Origin of the sequence: Rhizobium mulingense (genome assembly GCF_029194105.1) — a bacterium.
Classification (GTDB): domain Bacteria; phylum Pseudomonadota; class Alphaproteobacteria; order Rhizobiales; family Rhizobiaceae; genus Rhizobium; species Rhizobium mulingense.
In genome coordinates this window covers 115,594-135,297 of record NZ_JARFVE010000011.1, presented here as the reverse complement: position 1 = coordinate 135,297, position 19,704 = coordinate 115,594, and the positions used below count along the sequence as shown (strand labels likewise).

Sequence of the window (19,704 nt, the reverse complement as noted above, 5' to 3'; positions counted from 1 at the left end):
ATTTGGACTAGAGTTCCAAGCTGCTCACCATCGCTTTCGCCGACGGCCGCAGCGCGGAAATTGAATGATCGTATAAGGGATATTGACCGCGTAATTTCTCCGCCCTCGACCTGAACCTGTTGCGCGTCTTCGACGCCATGATGGCAGAGCTCTCGACGGTGCGGGCAGGCGAGCGGGTCGGCTGTCGTAGCCGGCCGTGAGTTCGGCGCTCGGCAGGTTGCGCGCCTTGTTGGGCGACGAACTGTTCGTCAGGGAAGGCAATCAGATGATGCCGACGGCGCGCGCTCTCGAACTGCGTCAGCCGGTCAGAAAAGCGCTCGCCGGCATGGAAGAGGCATTGGCGACTACCGCTGTTTTCGATCCCGTCACCTCGACCCGTCCCTTCGTGCTGATCGGATCGGATTACTTCTCGACATTGCTGATGCCGCCGCTGGCTGCGCGTGTGGCCGAAGCTGCGCCCTCCGTTACCTTGCAGATGATCGATCATGCCTCGTCAGAAGTCTTCGAGGTGTTGCGCGATGGCCGAGCGGACATCGTCATCGATCGATCGCTCGAGCCGCCGGAGTGGGTCGCCAGCCGCAAGGTGCTCCAGTCATGGCTGGTCTGCTGCCGAAAATGGATGTGACCGTGTACTGGCTTCGTCGCTTCGATGCCGATCCGGGAAGTGCATGGCTTCGAAATGAGATCGCGCAGGCGCTCGCCGCGCCGGAGCCGCCCTATTCCCATCATCGCCGGAGCCGGATCGACTGGAGGATTGATCCCACAGCGCACGATGCGGGTTTCATCCGGAAAGCCGGACAGCCTCGAACAGCGCCGTCAGCCCGATGCCCCCGCCGATGCCGATCATGGCGAGCGCTGTTGCGCCAGACGGCGAACCATCCTCGCGAACCAACTGGCTGTACAGCCGGGTGACGAGGACGGCGCCGGAGGCGCCGAAAGGATGACCGAGCGCGATCGCGCCGCCATCCCTGTTGACCCTGTCGGTCGCGATATCGAGTTGGTCCAGCGACGCCAGGACCTGCGCCGCAAAGGCTTCGTTGAATTCTATGGCATCGACCTCAGATAGAGAAAACCCCGGCTGGCGCTCAAGCAGTTTTCGGGTCGAGGCGACCGGGCCGATGCCGAGCAAGTTGGGGTCGACGCCGGCGGCTGCGCTGTCGATGAAGGCGAGACCTTTTCCGATGCCCAGGCTTCTGGCCATGCCGCGGCTGAGGACGAGCACCAGGCAGGCGCCGTCATTGAGCGGGCAGGCGTTGCCCGCCGTCACCGAGCCGTCGGCCAGGAAGACGGGCTTGAGGTTCGCCAGCGCTTCCATCGATGTCGCCGGGCGCGGGCATTCGTCCCGCTCCACCACCCCGTGCCCGGTGGAAATCTCGATGGTTTCGGACTGGAAGAGGCCGGCTTCGGCCGCCTTTACGGCGAGCCGGTGGCTGCGCAAAGCGAATTCATCCTGCCGCTGGCGCGTGATGGCGAATGCGCGGGCGACGTTTTCTGCGGCGACACCCATCTCGGGATCGCCGATTGCATCGGGAGAGAACCGGGCGCGGCCGTAGAAGCGCGGCAGGGCGCCATGGACTTTCGGCCTTTCGGCCCGCCACGGCGCGGTGCTGACGCTCTCGACGCCGCCGGCCAGAAAGCAGGAGCCTGCCTTTGCCTGGATCAGCCGGGCGGCCATGATGATCGCTTCGAGGCCCGAACCGCATTGCCGGTCGATGGCGACGCCCGGAACGGCGATCGGCAGTCCGGCGGAAAGGGCGGCGAGGCGCGCGATATTGCCGCCGCCGCCGGCGGCATTGCCGACGAGCACGTCGTCTATGGCCTCGGGTGATATGCCTGTCTCGGCAAGGATGCGGCGGATGATCGGCGCGAGCAGGTCTTCGGAGGCGACCGTCGCAAGCGAGCCGAAGGCCCGGCCGATCGGCGTGCGGTAGGCGGCGACCACGACCGGCTGCCAATCCTCGTCAGGCTGATAGGAGTAGGACAAGGCCGTCTCCCGAAATGACCGATGCCTGCACCTGGCCGCGCGCGATCTTGCCGCTGTTCGTCATCGGCCAGGAGGCGATCTGGTAGAATTGCCTGGGGATCTTGAACCTTGCAAGCTTGCCCGCGCAATGGTCGGCCAGGATTCTCGCATCGATCGTCTCGCCGGAGACGACGGCGACGATCCTCTGGCCGTAATAGTCATCCTGCAGCCCGAAGACGACGGCTTCCTCGACGCCGGGGCAGGTCTTCAGCGCGCTCTCCACTTCGGCGGGATAGACATTGTTGCCGCCCGAAATCATCATGCCGCCCGCCCGGCCGATCACCCGTAGCATGCCGTTGGTGTCGATTTCCCCGAGGTCGCCGACGGTGGCGCCGGCCGGTGTAACCCGGAACGCCTGGCCGTCATCTCCCCAGAGATAGCCGTCGGCGATCAGGTCGCTGTTGACGACGATGGTGCCCGGCACGTCGGTGCCGACATCGTTGTCTTCAGGGTCGCGGATGGAAATCACGACGCCAGGATAGGCTTGCCCCACCCGGTCGATTGGAAAATCGGTCTCGCCGCCGACAAGCGTCGAGACGGTCATGAAGCCGATCTCGGAAGCGCCGTAATATTCCCGGATGCGCGCCTTGGGAAAGAGGCGGCGCATGGACTCGACCTCGTTGAGGTTCAGCTTGGCGCCGGCGGTCAGCACGTCGCGCAGGGAGTTGAGCGCCGGCTCGCCGGCCCATACGCGGGCAATCCCGGCTATATGGGTCGGGACTGCGACCAGCCGTTCGATCTCTTCTGAGGCCAGCGTGCGCGCGACCGCGCCGGCATCCCACTTCCGCACCGAATGGAACGTCGCCCCGGCATCGAGGGCTTCCACCAGGGCGTAAAGCGCCAGGCCATGCGCCAGGGCGCCGGGACAGAGGGTCGAGGGCGCGTTTTGGAGTTCGAAAACCAGCCGTCCCCGGTCGAGGCTCCGGCGCCACTGTTCGCGCGAGCGGTAATAGGCTTTCGGCTCGGCCGTGGTGCCTGAGGTGAAGCCGATCAGGAAGATGCCATCTGCATCCGGCAGGTCCTCTCCCAGTGCGGAGAGATCGAAAGGCTCGGCTCCGGCGATGACGACCAATATACCGAGCAGGCGGCCGATCTCCGCACTTGGGCTCGCCTCGTCGTCGACGACAAGCACGTCTGGCGCAAGGCGATCCAGAATGCGCTCGATCCTTTCGGCCGGCATCATCGGGTCGATGACGGCGCAGGCGTTCGGCAAGGCGGTGGCGGCGACGAAATGTTCGGCAAAGCCGAGATGATTGCCGAGGCTGAGCGCGACGAGCTTCTCGACGCCTGGCAGATCGATCGTGCGGCGGTTCGTGCCGGGAAGCTCCTGGAAAAAGCGATAGATCGCCCGCGAGCGCGTATAGAGTTTGCCGTAGCTGAGCGCGCCGTCGTCGATCACCACCGCCGGCTTGTCCGGTCTCGCCATGGCATGTCGACGAAGCTCTGCATGGATCGGCATGGATCAGCCCTGCGACAAGGCGGCTCTGGTCGCCTCGGGAATCGGCGTCGGGCGGCTGTCGGAGAGGCCGACGCAGACCCAGACAAGGCCGGTCGATGCGCAATGAGCGCCATCGCGCCGGCGAAAGAGTTCGATCGCAAAGGCGAGGCTCGTGCGCCCGATCTTCTCGACCGCGACCTTCGCCTCGACGACATCGTCGATGTCGATCGGGTTGTGAAAGGTGATCTCCGCCTTCTTGACGTGATAGGCGACACCCGAGGTGGTGTGGCGGAAGTGGCCGAGGATCTCGCAGTGGCGCAGAAACTCGACGACGGCATCCTCGCAATAATCGAGATAGACCGAATTGTGGACATGGCCATAGATGTCGATGTCTCGCATCGAGACCCGAAACGATGCTAAAGGCCTGTCGTCAACGCTCATTCGATCACCCAAATTCGGTGGGCTGTTCTAACCGCTGTTCTCAGGGGGATGCAATGCAATATCAGGCGGTGGTGCGAAAATTCGGCCCGGCCCATGAGGTCGTCGGGATCGAGCGGACGCCGCTGCCGACGCTGCGGCGCGACCAGGTCCGAGTGCGGCTGCTGGCCCGTTCTATCAATCCTTCCGATATCATCACCATTTCGGGCGCCTATGCCGGCCGCACGACCCTGCCCTTCATTCCGGGCTTCGAAGCCTTCGGCGTGGTTGAAGCCTGCGGCGAAGCTGTCTATGGACTGGCGCCGGGGACGCGCGTGCTGCCGGTGCGCAGCGCCGGCGGATGGCAGGAGTTCAAGGACACCGACCCCAGTTGGTGCCTGCGCGTGCCGGACGCGCTCTCCGATTTCGAGGCGGCGACGAGCTACGTTAACCCGATGACCGCCTGGCTGATGCTGCACAACAAGATCGGGCTGAGACCGGGCATGCGCATCGCCGTCAATGCCGCCGCCTCTTCGATCGGATCGATCCTGATCGGCCTCGCAAATGCCGTTGGCGTCGAGCCGGTAGCGATCGTCCGCAGCGAAGAATCCCGCCAGCGCCTGCACGGCCGGCTCGAGACTGTTATCATCGACAGGGAGGATAGTGACCTGACAGCCGGGCTCGTCGGCCGTCATGGGCTCGATGCGGTGCTCGACTGCGTCGGCGGCCCACGCGCCTCGGTCCTTGCCGATGCGCTCAAGCCGGGTGGCCATTTCGTGCATTACGGCCTGCTTTCGGGTCAGAGCATCCCGAATTCCTTCTGGTCCTCCCATCCCGATATCACCTTTTCCTTTTGCCACCTCCGGGAATGGGTTCATTCGGAAACCATGGACAATGTCCAGCGCGCCTATTCCGATGTGGCCGCGCAGATCGCCGCAAACGTGATCGCAACCGAGGTGCGGGAGGTGTTTCCGCTGGAACAGATCGGCGAGGCACTGCAAGCCGCCCTGCCCTTCCGGATTGGCGGCAAGGTGCTGCTGGCTTCAGGGGGCGCCCGCCTCGTCCTTTGAGGCCTTCGGGGCACCTCCGGATGAGGCTCTCGCGGGCATTGGCGCATCCTCCAACACCCCCGTGATTGTCGGCGCGGCATACTCCAACGTCCCTCATCCTTGTACGTTGGGGATAGTGTGGGGTATGCGGCGTGACGGAGGGCGTGTCATCCCAGGGTTTTGAACTCGTGCCTCAACGAGCGCCTCCGTTGCGGTGAGCCGGTCTCGATCATCAGGCGCTCAGGTGAGCGACAGCCGCGCCGCGCACCAGTCCCACACCGCGTCCACGGCCTTTCGCGGCGATGATGAGCGTTTGCGGACGAGAAAGTAATCGGCTCCGATGGTCGCTGTGGCATTCGTCACCTGCACCAGCCGCCCAGCCTCGAGATCGGCCGCCACGAAAGCCCGGCAGGCGAGCACAACGCCCTGGCCGGCAAGCGCCGCATCCAGCGCCAGTGTCGTGTGGTTGAAAGCCGCGCCCGGCAGCTTCTCCCGGATTCCGAGGAACACGCCCCAGCGATCGTGTGAGTCATGCAGGAGCGGCAGCTTGCAAAGTTCTTCGCCGCTCAACGGGAGGGTAAGGCCCTTGACCAGATGCGGGCTCGCGACCGCGACAAGTTCCTGGCGGAACAGCAGCCTTGCCTCCAGCGTCGCCGGGAAAGCTTGGCTGGTCAGGCGCACGGCGATATCCACCTGGTCGCGGTCGAAATCCGACAGCGCCTCGGTGGCCACCGTCCTCAGATCCACCTCGGGAAAGGCGCTGTAGAGCTCGGCGAGGCGCGGGATCAAAAGCTTGGCGGCTACGGTCGGGGTGACGCTGATCGTCACGGTTTCCGGCCGCGCCAGAAGCCGCCCGGTCGCTTCGCCAAGCATGTCGAAGGCGCGGGTGACGTCGGAGAGGTAGGCCGCACCCTGCGCGGTCAGCGCAAGGCCGCGGGGCAGGCGCTGGAACAGCATGAGGCCGAGCTGATCTTCCAGCGCGCGGACCTGCTGGGCGATCGCACCCTGCGTGACGCCGAGTTCCTCGGCGGCGGCGCGGAAATTCAGCCTGCGGCCCGAAGCCTCGAAAGCGCGCAAGGCATTCAACGGCGGCAGCGCGCGGCGGGATTGGATCATTGGCTTATCCAGTAGATTTTCTACAGTCTCGCATGTTTCTTTCTCGCGCGAAAGCAGAGAGCATATCTGGCATAATGCTTCGCAAACTCAGCAGTCGGAGATTTCAATGTCTGAAGAAAAAGTCGCTCTCATCACCGCAGGCGGATCCGGCATGGGCGCCGCAGCCGCGCGGAAGCTGGCGGCGGACGGCTACCGTGTCGCCATTCTGTCCTCCTCCGGCAAAGGTGAGGCGCTGGCAAAGGAACTCGGCGGCGTCGGCGTCACCGGCTCCAACCAGTCCCACGACGATGTGAAGCGGCTCGTCGATCTCTCGATGGGGCGATGGGGGCGCATCGACGCGCTGGTCAATTCCGCCGGCCACGGCCCGCGCGCGCCGATCCTCGACATCTCAGACGAGGACTGGCACAAGGGCATGGAGGTCTATTTCCTGAGCGCGGTGCGACCGATCCGGCTGGTGGCGCCGATCATGGAGAGACAGGGCGGCGGCGCCATCGTCAATATCTCGACGGCATGGGCTTTCGAACCCTCGCCAATGTTCCCGACCTCGGCCGTCTTTCGGGCGGGGCTGGCGAGCTTCACCAAGATCTTCGCGGACAGCTATGCGGCCAAGAACATTCGCCTGAACAACGTCCTGCCCGGCTGGATCGACAGCCTGCCCGCCACCGACGAGCGGCGCGACAGCGTTCCGATGGGCCGCTACGGCACCAGCGAGGAAATCGCGGCCACCATCGCCTTCCTCCTGTCGGAGGGGGCCGGCTACATCACCGGCCAGAACATCCGCGTCGACGGCGGCATCGCCCGTTCCGTTTGACCAGGGACCTGCCGGTGGATCTCGCTGGGATCGACGCCTCGGCATGGGCGGAGCTCGAAACGGCTGCGGCGGATCCGCAGTCGGGTTTCCGCTATCTCAACCTCTGCTCCGTCGATGTCGAGACGAGGCCGCAGGCGCGCATGGTCGTGCTGCGAGGCGCCGACAGATCGGCGCGGCGTCTCGAATTTCATACGGATACGCGCAGCCCGAAATGGCAGGAGCTTTTCGCAAATCCTCGTGTCACGGTCCTCGGCTTCAGCGCCGAAAGCCGGCTGCAACTTCGGCTTCAGGGAGAGGTCAAGCTTCATGGGCCGGGAAGCGGAGGGACCGAGGCCGCATGGGACAGGCTACCCGCGCGGACAAGGATGACCTATACGGGCGGCCCGCCCGGGGACGAACGCGCCTTCGAAACGATCGACACGGCGGCGGAGCCTGCGGATGAGGCGGAGGCAAAGGCGCGCTTCGGCGTCTTGGTCTTTAGGGCTCGGACGCTCGATTGGTTCCAGTTGCGGCAGCAGGACAATCGCAGAGCATCATTCGGCTATGACGAAGCCGGCGCCCTCTCCTTTTGCCGCTGGGTCAATCCCTGACCTTAGATTGGACTCGCCGACGGATCGGCGACACGGATCAATCGATCCTGGGGCGTTCCGATTTCGGCGTCGCCAGCCCGTGCCTGGCGAGTTCCAGCGTCAGGATACGGGTTTCGAGTAGGTTGAAGATGCGCAGGACCGCCTCGATCGCATCGAAGGGCTTGGTCAGGAAATCCTTCGCGCCGAGGGAAAGCGCGCGCCGGCGCGTCGGCAGGGTCGCATCGGCGGTCAGAACCAGGATCGGAAGGTAGCTGTCGTCGGGGACGAGCCTTGCGAAAGTCTCGAGCAGCGCGAAACCGTCGAGATCGGGCATCATCAGGTCGAGCAGGACGAGATCGACGGGATACTCGCGGAAGAGCCGCAGGGCCTCGCGCGGCTCGGTGGTGCTGATCAGCGCCGTAAAACCCTCGCGCTTGAGGATGCGCTCCAGCAGCGAAACATTGGCGGGCTCATCGTCGACGATCAGGATCGTCGAGGCGCGCAGGATATCGGTGGCATCTGTCATGGACCCAAATCCGCGACGTCATCCTCGGCCTTGTGCCGAGGATTTACGCCGGCCCAATTAAGTTTCTGAAAATAAATGTTTTCCAGCCAAGAAATTATCGTGGTCAGATGCTCGGCACAAGGCCGAGCATGACGGAAGAGAGCCTTTCAACAAACCGGCGGCGCCTTACGGCACCGCGACGTCTTGCGCCGCCGCCTCCCGCATCGCCGGAGGCGCACGCGGCAGATCGACGTGGAACGTGGCGCCGCCCCCCCGCCGGTTGCCGAAGCCGAGCGTCCCGCCCATGGCGTCGATCAGATGTCTGGAGAGCGCGAGCCCGAGGCCGGTACCCTCCTGGCTTATGCGCTCGGCGCCCAGACGGTCGAAGGGGGTGAACAGCCGCGCGACGCGCTCGGCCGGAATGCCTGGGCCTGTATCGCTGACTTCGATGCGGATGCGGTCATCAAGCGCCTGGTGGCCGACGGTCACGCTGCCCCGCGGGCGATTATATTTCACCGCATTGGAAAGAAGGTTGAGCAACACCTGTAGGAGACGCCGGCGGTCGGCGAGCGCCGCCAGATCCGGCTCGGCCTCCATGATCTCGATGCGGATCTGCTCCTTGCCGCAGAGCGGCCTTGCGAGCGACACCGCTTCCTCGATCACCTCCGCGATGGGCTGCGGCTCGACGGCCAGATCCATGCGCCCGGCCTCGATTCTCGCCATGTCGAGAACCTCGTCGATCAGGCTCAGCAGATGCCGGCCGCCTCGCAATATCTGCGCCACGCTCTCCCGGGACTCCGGGTCGTTGACGTCCATTTCCAGAAGCTGGGCGAAGCCGAGCACGGAATTCAGCGGCGTGCGCAGCTCGTGGCTCATGCGCGACAGGAACTCGCTCTTGGCGTTGCTGGCCCGCACGGCATCCTCGCGGGCGGCCAGCAGCGCTTCCTCGAATTGCTTGCGCTCGGTAACGTCGCGGGTGATCTTGGAAAAGCCGCGCAGCCGCCCGGTCTCGTCATGGAGGGCGGTGACGACGACATGCGACCAGAAACGCGAGCCGTCCTTGCGCAAGCGCCAGCCCTCCGCTTCGGTGCGGCCGTGCAGCGCTGCCTTGGAAAGTTCCTCCGCCGGAAATGTCTCCCTGGTCTCAGCGGGATAGAAGCGGGAGAAATGCTGGCCGACGATCTCTTCGACCTGGTAGCCGGTGATCCGCTCGGCGCCGGCATTCCAGCTCACCACCCGCCCATCAGGATTGAGCCCGAATATGCCGTAATCGCTGACGCCCTCGACCAGCTGGCGGAAGCGCTCCTCGCTCTCGGTCAAATCGGTCTCGCGCTTTTTCAGAAGTACGCTCGCATCTGCGAGCGCCTGTCCGAGATTGCCGAGCTCATCACGGAAGGGATCGGCTGATGTCACGACCTCCCCCCGCGAGAGGCGGTGCGCCTCGGCCTTCAGCGCGTGCACGCGGCGCACGATGCTTGCCGAAAACAGGAAGACGGCGACGAGCGCCCCGGCAAAGCCGAGAAAGCCGGCGGCGATCATCAGGCTGCGCGACAGAGTGCGGACCCGGTCGGCGGCCTGCGTCCTAGCATTGAGGAGATCGGCCTCGCGCCGGTTCATCGCGTCGATCTCCTGTCGCAGCATGTCGAGCACCTGCTTGCCCTCGATGAGCTTGGCGGCAAGATCTTCTCGCCCGCCGACGCGCAGGACGTCGGCCTGTTTCAGGAGCTGCAGACGGTCGACTTTGGCGTCGACCAGGGCGCGGATGCGCTCGAGGCGGGCCTTCTGCTCCTCATCGCGCAAGCGCCGGCCGACTTCGTCGAGCACCACGGGCAGCCTGTCCTCCGCCCGGCTGAAGGGATCGAGAAAGTCGCTCCTGCCGGTCAGCAGATAGCCACGCATGGCGGTCGCCGCTTCGGCGATCAGGGCATGCAGCTCCTGAATGCCGGACTGGATCTCCAGCGTCACCCGCACCTGGTCCTCGGCAATGCGGCTCTGCCGGTCGGCGACGAAGACCGAAGCGAGTGCGGTCAGGAGCAGCGCCAGCGGCACCATGATGATGACGATGCCCTTTGCCCTGAGCGGCAGGTTGGCGAAGCGCGGCATCATTGCCCTTCCCTAGCTGTCGGCACGAGCCCGCCGCGCACCGCCATGACGGCGGCCTGCGTCCTATCGCCGGCGCCGAGCTTGGCGATGATGCGCTCGACATGGATCTTGACCGTGCCGGGCGAGATTTTCAGCGCGCGGCCGATCTCCTTGTTGGTCAGGCCCTCAGCTACCTTGCTCAGCACCTCGCGCTCGCGCACCGTCAACGTTTCTAGGCTGTTGGCATTGGTCTGCGGCTTGGTGGCGGCGCGCTTCAGCAGCCTTGCGACCAGCGGGCCGTCGAAGAAGGCGTCGCCTTCGAGCACGCGGCGGATTGTGCGCAGAATGTCGTCGCGGCTCGCATCCTTCAGCAGATAGCCGCTGGCGCCGGCCTCGATTGCCGCTTCCAGATAATCGAGGCTGTCATGCATGGTGATGATCATGACGCGGGTGCCGGGTGAGACGCGCCGGATCTCGCGCGTCGCGGCAAGGCCGTCCATGCGGGGCATGCGGATATCGAGCAGCGCCAGATCCGGTTTGTGCAGTGCTGCCGCTTCCACCGCCTCCGCGCCGTCGCCCACGTCGAGGGCGACATGGAAATCGTCCTGGCCGCCGATCATAGTGATCAGACCGGCGCGGGCGATGTCGTGATCGTCGGCAACGAGAATGGATGCGCTCATCCCGCCGCCTCCTGCTTGAGCGGCGCTGCGGCGTGGACGTGCGTGCCGCCGGAGGCGCCGGCGCCGATCTCGCAACGGCCGCCGAGCAGCGCCAGCCGCTCGCGCATGCCGGCAATGCCAAGCCGGGCTCCCCTTCCCTGAACTTCAGCATGGCGGGCCTCGCCGATGCCCTTGCCGTCGTCGATCACTTCGAGATGGGCCTGCCCAGCGCCGTCTTCGAAAAGGCGCACGATGAGCCGGCTCGCTTCGGCGTGCTTGAGCGCATTGGTGATCGCCTCCTGGGCGACGCGGTAGAAGATGATCCCGGTCGAGGCCGGCCAGCGGTCGGCGGCGCCATCGAGATCGGCGATCACCTCCATGCCGTCGATCGCATCGAGGCGGGTTCGCAGTGCGGCGGCGACACCGAGATCATCGAGCTCAGGCGGGCGCAGATCGGCGATCGCCGCGCGAAGATCGGCGACGGAATGGCGCGCGAGCGCCGCGAGCTCATCGATCTCGGGTTTGAGCGCATGCGCTTCGCCCATCCGCGCCGCCAGATCCTGCAGCCGGTAGCTGAGGCCGGCGGCAAGCTGGGCCGAGCCGTCATGCAGGTCGAGCGCCACCCGCTGGCGCTCCTGCTCCTGCGCCTGGATCAGCTGTGCCACGAGGGCCGCGAGTTCGCTGCGCTGCCGTTCGAGATCGCCGAGCAGCGCCTGCTTTTCCACTGCCTGCCGTTCGAGATTGCAGGCGTCGGCAAGCTGGCCGGCCACCACCTCCAATGTCTTCAGGTCGTCGGCATCGACGGCGTGTCCTCGCAACGGGCCGATGAGCGTGAGGCTGAGACCCGAGCCGTCTTCGGAGGCAAAGAGGATACCCTCGTAATCAATGCTCCTGCCGATCTCCAGCCGCACCGGCGCTGCTCCGTGCAAGGAGGGAAAGACGAGTTCGGCCCGGGAGGCGCCGGCAAAATCGGAAAGGCGGGACAGCACCTCGGGCGCGGCCGCTTCGAAGGCCCGCGCATCGAGCAGGTTTCGTGCCTCGATGATGAAGCGCAGCCGCGCCGCGCGGGCTTCCGCCGCCCGGTAAAGCGCCCGCATTTCCGCGACATCGGGCGCATGGGCGCTATCCGTATTACGCTCCCGACCCAAAGGGACTGCTCCTGCGATGAATGACGCGGGCACGATAGTCATTCCGGCGCGAATGTCATCTATGCCGTTCGGCAGATCGGATCGAAGCCACCCGGCAGATGGGGCAGCGGCGCCCGGCACCTTAGATCTCGGTCATGCGGTCGACCGATGCGATGTCCGCCGGAACCGCGATACAGGAAAGTCAAACATGCGTATGATCATTGCCGCCGCCCTCGTCTTCAGTGCCGTTCAGGTCCAGTCGGCCGCGGCCGCCAGCGATACGGTAACCTGCGCCCCGGTGAGCGACCAGCAGGTCGCCAAGCTCTTCGACCGCTGGAACGGCTCGCTCGCGACGCTGAGCCCGGATGAGGTCGCCAAGAACTACAGCGAGGACTCCGTGCTGCTCGCCACCCTCTCGAACAAGCCCCGCCTGACCCAGGAAGAGCGGATCGATTATTTCAAGCACTTCCTCGCCAACGAGCCCAAGGGCCATATCGACAGCCGCGACATCAAGACCGGCTGCAACTGGGCCGTTGACACCGGCACCTACACCTTCGCGATGAAGGACGGCTCCAAGGTCCCCGCCCGCTATACCTACACCTATGAATTCAAGGACGGGAACTGGCTGATCACCTCGCACCACTCCTCGATGATGCCGGAGAAAGCCGCGGCTCACTGATCGCTGCGGCCCGGCAGGAAGACCCCGTGTTCACCTCACACGGGGTCTTCCCATGACGAGGGCGTGCAATTGCTCTCACTTCAAAAAACACTCACCAAGGAAGGAAGTTTTGACGGCCGAGCGAAATCAGGAGTAGCATTCGCGCGGCAGCGGCAGGTCGCCGAAACGGCCGGCCCAGGAGACGCGATGATGAAGCACAGTCCCTTTTGCCTGATGGTCGCGGTGCTGGCATTGGTTTCCACATGGCCGGTTTCAGATGCATTTGCCGCAGCCCAGCCCATTTTCTGGAGTGCTTTGCGGCCGGCCGATCAGGCCAAGGCGACAATGCCGCTGTCGGGCAAGACGGTCAGCGGCCCGCAGGGCGAAACGCTGGCCTGGCATGACGAGGGCCAGCCGGTCGAATTGACGGGCTTCGTGCTGCCGGTCGACCAGGATGGTGACCTCGTCTACGAATTCATGCTGGTCCCCTGGGCCGGAGCCTGCAGCCATATGCCTTCCCCTCCGCCCAACCAGCTGGTGCGCGTCGTTCCGCAGGAGCCTCTGCATCTCGAAAGAATGTATGAAACAGTCACCGTGACGGCAACGCTGCGGCCCGGCCTGGACCAGGCGCAGTTCTTCATGATCGACGGCGTCCGCGTCCTTGCCTACGGCTACAGCATGAGCCACGCCGAGGTGGCGAAAGCGACGGAGACTGATGATCCCGATCTGCTGACGCTCTCGCCTTTCGGCATTCTGCCTCGTTAGTGGAACGGCTTCTTGGATGAATGCCGCCAGCCGCGGGTATACATACAAGCTGTGGAGCGTTCTCTATGCCGCAATATGCGCGCGTGTTTCAATCCGGCAATTCGCAGGCCGTCCGGCTGCCGAAGGAGTTTCGCTTCGACGTGGATCAGGTGGAAGTGACACGGGAAGGCGATGCGATCATTCTCCGGCCGCGGACTGATCATGGCGTGCGGTGGGCCTCGTTGCGCAGCGCCCTGGAGCGCGGCCTCAGCGACGATTTCATGGCGGAGGGACGCGAGGAGCCGGAAGATCAGGAGAGAACTGGCCTTCAGGACTTGTTCAAGTGATCACCCATCTCATCAACACCAATGCGATGATCGCTCTGATCGGCCGGAAGTCCGACACGCTGCTCGCCCACGTCATGGACAGCGATGAGGGATCGATCGGGCTGTCGAGCATCGTCATGCACGAGCTCTATTACGGCGCCTATAAAAGCGCGAAAATTTCCTACAATCTCGAAACCCTGCGCCTGTTCATGGCGGATTTCCCGACCGTCGGTTTCGAGCGCGAGGATGCGCTGGCCGCTGGAGAGGTCCGCGCGGCGTTGGCGGCAAAGGGAACACCGATCGGTCCTTACGATGTGCTGATCGCCGGGCAGGCGAAGACGCGGGATCTTGTTCTTATTACGAACAACGTCGGGGATTTCCGGCGCGTGGATGGCCTGCGCGTCGAGGATTGGACGACCGGGCGGTAGCCCCAGAGAGCTTCAGCCGTTTCGGCGCGCCGTATCCGCCTCCTGGCCGGTTTATACGGAGATGATTCCACCCTGCCTTCCGCTCAACTCAAATGTCGAAGGAGCCTGCCGCAGGCTGCGTCCAGCGCCGTCTCGTCCCGATCGATCATCACCACCGTACCGCCGGCAGAGATGATCGCTTCGGTCGACGCCAATCCAATACCCGAGGCGGCTCCGGTGATGGCCGCGACTTTACCTTGAAACCGTTCCCCCAAATGCGGCGATTATCTATCGCATTCGAGGTCGCTCATGGCTAGAAGTCTGCGACACTGCATCGACGGCCCGAACGATCGGGAGCTGGAGCCGGGAAACTCCGGTGTGGGAGAGAATGGCTGGAGGCCAACCCCGCTCCTCATTCCTGTGCCACAGGAATCCAGCCACCGCGCGTCCGCGCGGTGAACGACTCAATACAACAATTGAAAAGTGTCTCGCGCCCAAGGACTTGGCGCACTGGATTCCTGTGACGAGCACAGGAATGAGGAAGGAGAGGTGGTGCCCATCTCCACCTAATCTGACTTGGTGAGGCAGGAGAATCACGGCCTTAGCAATACAGGCATTCGATAGAGACGAAAAAGCCCGGGCGCAGCCGAAACCGCGCCCGGGCAAAATTTGCGGGACTGATCAGACGAGGTCGAAGCGGTCGGCGTTCATGACCTTGTTCCAGGCGGCGACGAAGTCATTGACGAACTTCCCCTTGGCGTCGGCCTGGCCATAGACTTCGGCGAAGGCGCGCAACTGCGAGTGCGAGCCTAAGATCAGGTCGACGCGGGTGCCGGTCCACTTGGAAGCGCCCGTTTTGCGGTCGCGGCCCTCATAGACGCCGTCCTTGCCGGCGGCGGGAACCCACTGCGTGCCCATGTCGAGCAGGTTGACGAAGAAGTCGTTCGTCAGCGTCTCGGGACGCGAGGTGAAGACGCCGTGCTCCGGGGCGCCGGCCTTCAGCACGCGCAGGCCGCCGACAAGGACGGTCATCTCAGGACCGGTCAGCGTCAAGAGCTGAGCGCGGTCGACGAGAGCTTCTTCCGGCTTCATGAACTGATGACGCTTGTCGTTCACGTAGTTGCGGAAGCCGTCGATACGCGGCTCGAGTGCTGCGAAGGAAAGCGCGTCGGTCTGGGCTTCAGAAGCATCCATGCGGCCCGGCGTGAAGGGCACGTTGACGGCGTTGCCGCCGGCCGCTGCCGCCTTCTCGATGCCGGCAGCACCGGCGAGAACGATGAGGTCGGCGAGCGAGATCTTCTTGGCCCCGGTCTGGGCGGCGTTGAAGTCCTTCTGGATGCCTTCGAGGACGCCGAGCACCTTGGCGAGCTGCGCCGGCTGGTTGGCGTCCCAGTCCTTCTGCGGGGCAAGGCGGATGCGCGCGCCGTTTGCGCCGCCGCGCTTGTCGGAGCCGCGGAAGGTCGAGGCGGACGCCCACGCGGTCGAGACTAGTTCCTGCACGCTGAGGCCGGTGGCGAGAACCTTTTCCTTCAGTTCGGCAATGTCCTTGTCGTCGACGAGGGGATGGTCGACGGCTGGGATCACATCCTGCCAAATCAGGTCTTCGGCCGGAACTTCCGGGCCGAGGTAGCGTACCTTCGGGCCCATATCGCGGTGGGTCAGCTTGAACCAGGCGCGGGCGAAAGCGTCGGCGAACTGGTCGGGGTTTTCGAGGAAGCGGCGCGAGATCTTCTCGTAGACCGGATCAAAGCGCAGGGCCAGGTCGCTGGTCAGCATGGTCGGCAGGTGCCTCTTCGAGGCGTCGTAGGCGTCCGGAATGGAGGCTTCGGCGTTCTTCGCCTGCCACTGATGCGCGCCGGCCGGGCTCTTCGTCAGCTCCCATTCGAAGGCGAACAGGTTTTCGAAGAAGTGGTTGCTCCACTTGGTCGGCGTCTGCGACCAGGTGACTTCGAGGCCGGCGGTGATCGCATCCTTGCCGACGCCGGAGCCGAACGAGCTCTTCCATCCGAGGCCCTGGTCCTCGATCGCGCCGCCTTCCGGCTCTGGGCCAATGAAAGAGGGATCGCCGGCGCCATGCGTCTTGCCGAACGTGTGACCGCCAGCGATCAGCGCCACGGTCTCTTCATCGTTCATCGCCATCCGAGCAAAAGTCTCGCGGATGTCGCGCGCCGAGGCGAGCGGATCGGGGTTGCCGCCCGGGCCTTCCGGGTTAACGTAGATGAGGCCCATCTGCACGGCGCCGAGCGGTTCTGCGAGCTGGCGTTCGCCGCTGTAGCGCTCGTCGCCGAGCCACGTGCCTTCAGGACCCCAGTAGAGCTCTTCCGGCTCCCAGACATCGGCGCGGCCGCCGGCGAAGCCGAAGGTCTTGAAGCCCATCGATTCGAGCGCGACGTTGCCGGTGAGGATCAGGAGGTCGGCCCAGGAGATGCGGTTGCCGTATTTCTGCTTGATCGGCCACAGCAGGCGGCGGGCTTTGTCGAGGTTGGCATTGTCAGGCCAGGAGTTGAGCGGTGCGAAACGCTGCTGGCCCTGGCCGGCGCCGCCGCGGCCGTCGGTGATGCGGTAGGTGCCGGCGCTGTGCCAGGCCATGCGGATGAAGAGGCCGCCGTAATGGCCGAAGTCGGCCGGCCACCAGTCCTGCGAATCCGTCATCAGCGCGTGAAGATCCTTCTTCAGGCCGTCGAGATCGAGCTTCTTGAACTCCTCGGCATATTCGAAATCCTTGCCCATCGGGTCGGCGCGGCCGGAGTTGTGATGAAGAATCTGCACGTTCAGCTGGTTCGGCCACCAGTCGCGATTGGCTCTGCCGCGCGGCGTATTACCATGGGCCACAGGACATTTGCCTGTGCTGTCAGTGGGGTTGTCCATGATCGTCTCCTTCATTGTTCGATCTGCCTGCGGTTCAAAAGATGAGCCGGGCCGATGCCCCACTCTCTCCCTTGCAGTGTTCATATCGGAAGCATCCAATAATTTTAAGTTGGATTTACTGATTGCTGCGATAAGCTAAGGTTATGAAGAATGTTACCCTGAAACAGCTGCGTTATTTTGAAGCCCTGGCAAGGAACGGCCGTTTCCGCCGCGCGGCCGATGCCTGTGCCATCTCCCAGCCGGCGCTCTCCATGCAGATCAAAGAACTGGAGCAGGAATTGGGCAGCGAACTCTTCGAGCGCAGTGCGCGCGAGGTGAAGCTCACCCCCTTCGGCCAGACCTTTGCACTCAGGGTCGGCGACATCCTGCGCGCTGTCGACGAGCTCGGCGAGTTTGCCCGCGCTTCGCGCGATTCCTTTCTCGTGCGCCTGCGCATCGGCATCATCCCGACGATCGCGCCCTATCTGCTGCCGGCAATTATAAACGATCTCAACAAAACCTTCGCCGGAATTCAGATCGAGGTGCGCGAGACGCAGACGGGTAAGCTGGTTCAGGAGCTGGCGCAGGGCCAGCTCGACATGGCGATTGTCGCACTGCCGGTGTCGGAACCCTCACTCACCGAACTTGAGCTTTTCAGGGAGGAATTCGTGCTGGTCCGGCGGCGGGAGGACGGCGAAAAGCCAGTGCCCGAGCGTGAGGCGCTCCGCGAAATGAGGCTGCTGCTGCTCGAAGAAGGCCACTGCTTCCGAGACCAGGCGCTGTCCTTCTGCAAGGTGGGCACTGCCCGCCCGCGGGAGATCATGGAAGGCAGCTCGCTCTCCACGCTCGTCCAGATGGTCGGCGCCGGCATCGGCGTCACCCTGATCCCGGAAATGGCCGTTCCCGTCGAAACGCGCTCGGCCCACGTCTCGATCTCCCGTTTTCCGTCGCCGCAGCCGTCGCGAACCATCGGCATGGTTTGGCGCAATTCCACGCCGATGGCCAGGCAGTTGCAGGAGGTTGGCGAGGCAGTCCGCCGGTCGGCGGAGACGATGCGTCAGCAGTATGGCGGTGGGTGACGGACTTGGCTGTCCCCGTTGGCGCCCCGAGACCTTCCCCCTGCGGGAAAGGGTTGAGGAGCGATAAGCGGCCAGACCCTTCGTCTTACGGCCGTCGCTTGAACGTGTGGTCGGCTGCCGGGAACTTTCGCGAGCGCACGTCCTCGGCATAGGCGGCGACGGCATCCGCGACCCTCTTGCCGAGTTCGTCATAACGCTTGACGAAACGTGGCGTGAAATCGTTGAAGAGCCCCAGAATGTCGTCAGAGACCAGAACCTGGCCGTCGCAGGCGGCGGAGGCGCCGATGCCGATGGTCGGTATGTGCATGGCTGAAGTCATTTCGCGAGCGAGCGGTTCCACCGTGCCCTCGATGACGACGGCGAAAGCTCCCGAACCGCCGATGGCATGCGCGTCGCGACGGATCTTTGAGGTCTCGTGTTCGGAGTGCCCGACGGATCGATAGCCGCCGGCGGTCTGGACCTGTTGCGGCATCAGGCCGATATGCCCCATGACCGGAATTCCGCGCTTCGTCAGGAAGGCGATGGTCTCGGCCATCTCTTCTCCGCCTTCCAGCTTGACGGCGTCGCAGCCGGTTTCCTGTAGAATGCGGACGGCGTTGCGGAAGGCGGTCTCCTTCGATTCCTGGTAACTGCCGAACGGCATGTCGACGACGACGCAGGCCTTGGCAACGCCGCGCATGACAGCTTTGCCATGTGCGATCATCATATCGAGTGTGACGCCGATCGTGGTCTCCATGCCATAAAGCACCATACCGAGCGAGTCCCCGACCAGCAGCAGGTCGCAATGCTCATCGAGCAGACGCGCCATCGGCGTGGTATAGGCGGTGAGGCAGACGATCGGTTTGCCGCCCTTCATGGATGAGATGCGGGCTGGCGTAAGACGCTTGTGGGATCCGACCGCACTCATCTGCTTACTCCCTTTCCCGGCAAGCTCCGCTCGCCGATAAGCCTGTTGCCCCCGATAACCCTGTTGTCGAGAAGCCGTGTCGAACCGATCCTTACGAAGAGCGCCACGACAACCGGCGCCGTGATCGAGGCGACCGGCTGCAGCGTCGAGGCGTCCCTGACCGCAACGACCTCGGGCTTTGCCAGAGGTTCGCGACCGAGAAACGCCGTCAGCTTCGCCTCGAGTTCGCCGGGATCCGCAAGACCATCGGCGACGAGACGCTCCGCCTCGTCGAGGGTCTGAGGGATGATCACCGCGGCCCGCCGCTCCGCCTCGCTGAGATAGACATTGCGCGACGACAAGGCGAGGCCGTCGCTGTCCCTGACGGTCGGCACGGCAATGACACGCACCGGAACGGCGAGATCATTCACCATTCGCTTGATGATGACGACCTGCTGGTAGTCCTTCTCTCCGAAATAAGCGGTCTGCGGCTGCACGATGTTGAAAAGCTTGCAGACGACAGTCGCAACACCGGCGAAATGCCCGGGTCGCACCGCGCCTTCCAGCTCGCCCCCGAGATCGGGAAGATCGACCACGGTCAGCATCGGGCGGGGATACATATCCTCGACACCGGGCGAAAAAAGGAAATTGACCCCGGCCTGTTTCAGCATGGCTGAATCGCGCTCCAGATCGCGCGGATATTTGCTGAGATCTTCCGCCGGGCCGAACTGCAGTGGATTGACGAAAATCGAGACGACGACGATGTCGTTCTCCGCGCGGGCACGCGCGACAAGCTGCATATGACCGGCATGGAGATAACCCATCGTCGGAACGAGGCCGACGGTCCGGCCCTGCCGCTTCAGCGCATCGAGCGTGTGGCGCAGCTCGTCAATGCTCGAGAAAACCCGCATATATCCTCCCCGCGGCCAGTCATTCTTCTTGGGCGCGGATAAGAAGTGTA

General features: G+C 64.3%; 20 protein-coding genes and 1 pseudogene. 9 read left to right on the top strand and 12 right to left on the bottom strand.

Translation table 11 applies throughout. The features are described 5' to 3' along the window. The first annotated feature begins 196 nt into the window (after positions 1 to 196). The gene (locus tag PYR71_RS22890) at positions 197 to 625 is read left to right on the top strand and encodes a LysR family transcriptional regulator (protein ID WP_275620953.1); all 429 of its coding nucleotides are present in this window, start codon (positions 197 to 199) and stop codon (positions 623 to 625) included. 156 nt (positions 626 to 781) lie between these two features. On the opposite strand, the gene PYR71_RS22885 is transcribed toward PYR71_RS22890, so the two are convergent. The 3 genes from PYR71_RS22885 to PYR71_RS22875 are packed head-to-tail and all read right to left on the bottom strand — an operon-like array spanning position 782 to position 3,902. Beyond that, positions 782 to 1,984 carry a thiolase family protein gene (locus tag PYR71_RS22885; RefSeq protein WP_275620952.1) on the bottom strand — a complete coding sequence of 401 codons (1,203 nt, stop codon included), beginning with the start codon at positions 1,982 to 1,984 and terminating at the stop codon, positions 782 to 784. Continuing rightward, a complete protein-coding gene (locus PYR71_RS22880; RefSeq protein WP_275620951.1) occupies positions 1,962 to 3,482 on the bottom strand; it encodes a class I adenylate-forming enzyme family protein in 1,521 nt (506 codons plus the stop codon). Before PYR71_RS22880 ends, PYR71_RS22885 begins: the two co-directional genes overlap by 23 nt. 3 nt (positions 3,483 to 3,485) lie before the next feature. After that, positions 3,486 to 3,902, bottom strand: coding sequence for an acyl-CoA thioesterase (locus tag PYR71_RS22875; protein ID WP_275620950.1), 417 nt, complete (start codon positions 3,900 to 3,902; stop codon positions 3,486 to 3,488). Between the two features lie 53 nt (positions 3,903 to 3,955). Here PYR71_RS22875 and PYR71_RS22870 point away from each other — a divergent pair, with 53 nt between their 5' ends. Further along, entirely contained in the window at positions 3,956 to 4,948 is a 993-nt protein-coding gene (locus tag PYR71_RS22870; protein ID WP_275620949.1) for a zinc-dependent alcohol dehydrogenase family protein, read from the top strand. Between the two features lie 219 nt (positions 4,949 to 5,167). On the opposite strand, the gene PYR71_RS22865 is transcribed toward PYR71_RS22870, so the two are convergent. Then, entirely contained in the window at positions 5,168 to 6,043 is an 876-nt protein-coding gene (locus tag PYR71_RS22865; protein WP_275620948.1) for a LysR substrate-binding domain-containing protein, read from the bottom strand. A 106-nt stretch (positions 6,044 to 6,149) separates the two neighbouring features. Here PYR71_RS22865 and PYR71_RS22860 point away from each other — a divergent pair, with 106 nt between their 5' ends. Next, the gene (locus PYR71_RS22860; protein ID WP_275620947.1) at positions 6,150 to 6,854 is read left to right on the top strand and encodes an SDR family oxidoreductase; all 705 of its coding nucleotides are present in this window, start codon (positions 6,150 to 6,152) and stop codon (positions 6,852 to 6,854) included. 14 nt (positions 6,855 to 6,868) lie between these two features. Beyond that, positions 6,869 to 7,444 carry a pyridoxamine 5'-phosphate oxidase family protein gene (locus PYR71_RS22855; protein ID WP_275620946.1) on the top strand — a complete coding sequence of 192 codons (576 nt, stop codon included), beginning with the start codon at positions 6,869 to 6,871 and terminating at the stop codon, positions 7,442 to 7,444. Between the two features lie 37 nt (positions 7,445 to 7,481). Here the strand turns inward: PYR71_RS22855 and PYR71_RS22850 are convergent, their stop codons facing one another. The 4 genes from PYR71_RS22850 to PYR71_RS22835 form a co-directional block, all read right to left on the bottom strand. Next, on the bottom strand, positions 7,482 to 7,949 hold the full coding sequence (locus tag PYR71_RS22850; RefSeq protein WP_275620945.1) for a response regulator: 468 nt from the start codon (positions 7,947 to 7,949) through the stop codon (positions 7,482 to 7,484). Between the two features lie 165 nt (positions 7,950 to 8,114). Then, positions 8,115 to 10,034, bottom strand: a complete 1,920-nt coding sequence (locus PYR71_RS22845) for a sensor histidine kinase (protein ID WP_275620944.1) — start codon at positions 10,032 to 10,034, stop codon at positions 8,115 to 8,117. Then, the gene (locus tag PYR71_RS22840) at positions 10,031 to 10,690 is read right to left on the bottom strand and encodes a response regulator (RefSeq protein ID WP_183934547.1); all 660 of its coding nucleotides are present in this window, start codon (positions 10,688 to 10,690) and stop codon (positions 10,031 to 10,033) included. The genes PYR71_RS22845 and PYR71_RS22840 overlap by 4 nt, the downstream gene beginning before the upstream one ends. Further along, positions 10,687 to 11,817, bottom strand: coding sequence for a sensor histidine kinase (locus tag PYR71_RS22835; protein ID WP_275620943.1), 1,131 nt, complete (start codon positions 11,815 to 11,817; stop codon positions 10,687 to 10,689). The genes PYR71_RS22840 and PYR71_RS22835 overlap by 4 nt, the downstream gene beginning before the upstream one ends. A gap of 187 nt (positions 11,818 to 12,004) precedes the next feature. On the opposite strand from PYR71_RS22835, the gene PYR71_RS22830 reads away from it, so the two are divergent. The 4 genes from PYR71_RS22830 (at position 12,005) to PYR71_RS22815 (ending at position 13,952) form a co-directional block, all read left to right on the top strand. After that, entirely contained in the window at positions 12,005 to 12,475 is a 471-nt protein-coding gene (locus PYR71_RS22830; protein ID WP_275620942.1) for an SgcJ/EcaC family oxidoreductase, read from the top strand. 186 nt (positions 12,476 to 12,661) lie between these two features. After that, positions 12,662 to 13,219, top strand: a complete 558-nt coding sequence (locus PYR71_RS22825; RefSeq protein WP_275620941.1) for a DUF3299 domain-containing protein — start codon at positions 12,662 to 12,664, stop codon at positions 13,217 to 13,219. Between the two features lie 65 nt (positions 13,220 to 13,284). Next, positions 13,285 to 13,545 (top strand): antitoxin, encoded by a 261-nt coding sequence (locus tag PYR71_RS22820; RefSeq protein WP_275620940.1) that lies wholly within the window; start codon positions 13,285 to 13,287, stop codon positions 13,543 to 13,545. Next, a complete protein-coding gene (locus tag PYR71_RS22815) occupies positions 13,542 to 13,952 on the top strand; it encodes a type II toxin-antitoxin system VapC family toxin (protein ID WP_275620939.1) in 411 nt (136 codons plus the stop codon). Before PYR71_RS22820 ends, PYR71_RS22815 begins: the two co-directional genes overlap by 4 nt. Positions 13,953 to 14,053: 101 nt before the next feature. Here the strand turns inward: PYR71_RS22815 and PYR71_RS22810 are convergent. Then, positions 14,054 to 14,206 (bottom strand): annotated as a pseudogene (locus PYR71_RS22810) (SDR family NAD(P)-dependent oxidoreductase); the annotation flags it as partial. Between the two features lie 406 nt (positions 14,207 to 14,612). Next, positions 14,613 to 16,799, bottom strand: coding sequence for a catalase/peroxidase HPI (gene katG / locus PYR71_RS22805; RefSeq protein WP_275620938.1), 2,187 nt, complete (start codon positions 16,797 to 16,799; stop codon positions 14,613 to 14,615). 143 nt (positions 16,800 to 16,942) lie between these two features. Here katG and PYR71_RS22800 point away from each other — a divergent pair, with 143 nt between their 5' ends. Then, positions 16,943 to 17,857 carry a hydrogen peroxide-inducible genes activator gene (locus tag PYR71_RS22800; RefSeq protein WP_275620937.1) on the top strand — a complete coding sequence of 305 codons (915 nt, stop codon included), beginning with the start codon at positions 16,943 to 16,945 and terminating at the stop codon, positions 17,855 to 17,857. 85 nt (positions 17,858 to 17,942) lie between these two features. Here PYR71_RS22800 and panB read toward each other — a convergent pair whose 3' ends face one another. Together panB and panC are read right to left on the bottom strand one after the other, a co-directional pair. Continuing rightward, the gene (panB, locus tag PYR71_RS22795; RefSeq protein WP_275620936.1) at positions 17,943 to 18,764 is read right to left on the bottom strand and encodes a 3-methyl-2-oxobutanoate hydroxymethyltransferase; all 822 of its coding nucleotides are present in this window, start codon (positions 18,762 to 18,764) and stop codon (positions 17,943 to 17,945) included. Further along, a complete protein-coding gene (gene panC, locus PYR71_RS22790; RefSeq protein WP_275620935.1) occupies positions 18,761 to 19,654 on the bottom strand; it encodes a pantoate--beta-alanine ligase in 894 nt (297 codons plus the stop codon). The genes panB and panC overlap by 4 nt, the downstream gene beginning before the upstream one ends. Positions 19,655 to 19,704: the final 50 nt, after the last annotated feature.

What these genes read in the sequence shown, in the direction of transcription:
- PYR71_RS22880 (WP_275620951.1), bottom strand. Translation starts at nt 3,482, where the DNA reads ATGCCGATCCATGCAGAGCTTCGTCGACATGCCATGGCGAGACCGGAC.
- PYR71_RS22875 (WP_275620950.1), bottom strand. Translation starts at nt 3,902, where the DNA reads ATGAGCGTTGACGACAGGCCTTTAGCATCGTTTCGGGTCTCGATGCGA.
- PYR71_RS22870 (WP_275620949.1), top strand. Translation starts at nt 3,956, where the DNA reads ATGCAATATCAGGCGGTGGTGCGAAAATTCGGCCCGGCCCATGAGGTC.
- PYR71_RS22865 (WP_275620948.1), bottom strand. Translation starts at nt 6,043, where the DNA reads ATGATCCAATCCCGCCGCGCGCTGCCGCCGTTGAATGCCTTGCGCGCT.
- PYR71_RS22860 (WP_275620947.1), top strand. Translation starts at nt 6,150, where the DNA reads ATGTCTGAAGAAAAAGTCGCTCTCATCACCGCAGGCGGATCCGGCATG.
- PYR71_RS22850 (WP_275620945.1), bottom strand. Translation starts at nt 7,949, where the DNA reads ATGACAGATGCCACCGATATCCTGCGCGCCTCGACGATCCTGATCGTC.
- PYR71_RS22845 (WP_275620944.1), bottom strand. Translation starts at nt 10,034, where the DNA reads ATGATGCCGCGCTTCGCCAACCTGCCGCTCAGGGCAAAGGGCATCGTC.
- PYR71_RS22840 (WP_183934547.1), bottom strand. Translation starts at nt 10,690, where the DNA reads ATGAGCGCATCCATTCTCGTTGCCGACGATCACGACATCGCCCGCGCC.
- PYR71_RS22830 (WP_275620942.1), top strand. Translation starts at nt 12,005, where the DNA reads ATGCGTATGATCATTGCCGCCGCCCTCGTCTTCAGTGCCGTTCAGGTC.
- PYR71_RS22825 (WP_275620941.1), top strand. Translation starts at nt 12,662, where the DNA reads ATGATGAAGCACAGTCCCTTTTGCCTGATGGTCGCGGTGCTGGCATTG.
- PYR71_RS22820 (WP_275620940.1), top strand. Translation starts at nt 13,285, where the DNA reads ATGCCGCAATATGCGCGCGTGTTTCAATCCGGCAATTCGCAGGCCGTC.
- katG (WP_275620938.1), bottom strand. Translation starts at nt 16,799, where the DNA reads ATGGACAACCCCACTGACAGCACAGGCAAATGTCCTGTGGCCCATGGT.
- PYR71_RS22800 (WP_275620937.1), top strand. Translation starts at nt 16,943, where the DNA reads ATGAAGAATGTTACCCTGAAACAGCTGCGTTATTTTGAAGCCCTGGCA.
- panB (WP_275620936.1), bottom strand. Translation starts at nt 18,764, where the DNA reads ATGAGTGCGGTCGGATCCCACAAGCGTCTTACGCCAGCCCGCATCTCA.
- panC (WP_275620935.1), bottom strand. Translation starts at nt 19,654, where the DNA reads ATGCGGGTTTTCTCGAGCATTGACGAGCTGCGCCACACGCTCGATGCG.